The sequence below is a fragment of the Mesorhizobium sp. M7D.F.Ca.US.004.03.1.1 genome, from assembly GCF_003998635.1.
GTDB classification, from domain to species: domain Bacteria; phylum Pseudomonadota; class Alphaproteobacteria; order Rhizobiales; family Rhizobiaceae; genus Mesorhizobium; species Mesorhizobium loti.
This window is the reverse complement of record NZ_RZQG01001458.1, coordinates 1-941: the sequence shown is the minus strand read 5'-3', so window position 1 is coordinate 941 and position 941 is coordinate 1. Positions and strand designations below refer to the sequence as shown.

Below are 941 nucleotides of genomic sequence, written 5' to 3'. Positions count from 1 at the left end.
GCTTCGCCACCGTCGTTGTCGCCATGATGATCAATGCCGGTTTCCCCATCTGGCTTGCCATTCTGGTGACGCTGCTGGTCGGTGTTGCCATCGGCATGTTCCACGGCTTCGGCATCGTCAAGATGGGCCTGCCGCCCTTCATCATCACGCTGGCGACGCTGACCTCGCTGCGCGGTATCGGCCTTTTGATGACCAACGGCAATTCGATCAACATCAACAGCGACACCTTCACCGCGTTCTCGCGCAATTCCTTTATCGGCATCCCCAATTTGTTCTGGATGGTGATCCTGGTCGGCATTCCGGCCTATGTCTTCCTGCATCACAGCCGCTGGGGCCGGTATCTGTTTTCGGTCGGCTCCAACGCCGAGGCGTCGCGCCTGTCCGGCGTCAACGTCCAGCGCACCATCTACATGGCCTACACGCTGTCGGGCCTGTGCGCGGCCTTCGTCGGCGTGTTGCTGGCCGCCCGCATCGGCATCGGCAATCCGACCCAGGCCGAGGGCTGGGAGTTGCAGGCGATCGCCTCGTCGGTCATCGGCGGCACCTCGCTGTTCGGCGCCGTCGGCTCGGTGCACGGACCGTTGCTTGGCGCCTTCATCCTGGCCACCATCAACAACGGCGCCAACCTGCTCAACGTCAACTCGTTCTGGCAGCGTATCATCACCGGCGCGCTGATCATCATCATCGTCTACTTCGACGGGCTGCGCCGCCGCGGCAAGTGAATCGTCCCTGAACCGATGCGCCGGTCCGCTCAAACAACAGGCCGGCGCCCTTTTTGAACACTGGAATTGCGCATGAAAGCCGTCGTCTGCCGCTCGCCCGGCGACCTTGTCCTGGAAGACCACCCCGCGCCCGCTGCACCGCCTGCCGGCTGGGCACTGGTGGCGGTCAGCCATGTCGGGATCTGCGGCACCGACTACCACATCTTCGAAGGCAAGCAC

General features: G+C 63.2%; 2 protein-coding genes. Both read left to right on the top strand.

The window, feature by feature from the left end; all coding sequences use genetic code 11:
- A partial coding sequence (locus tag EN935_RS37935; RefSeq protein ID WP_164771808.1) for an ABC transporter permease occupies window positions 1-722 on the top strand: 722 nt, incomplete at its 5' end.
- Window positions 723-794: 72 nt separating this feature from the next.
- The coding region (locus EN935_RS42585; RefSeq protein WP_348629926.1) for an alcohol dehydrogenase catalytic domain-containing protein at window positions 795-941 on the top strand (147 nt) is incomplete at its 3' end.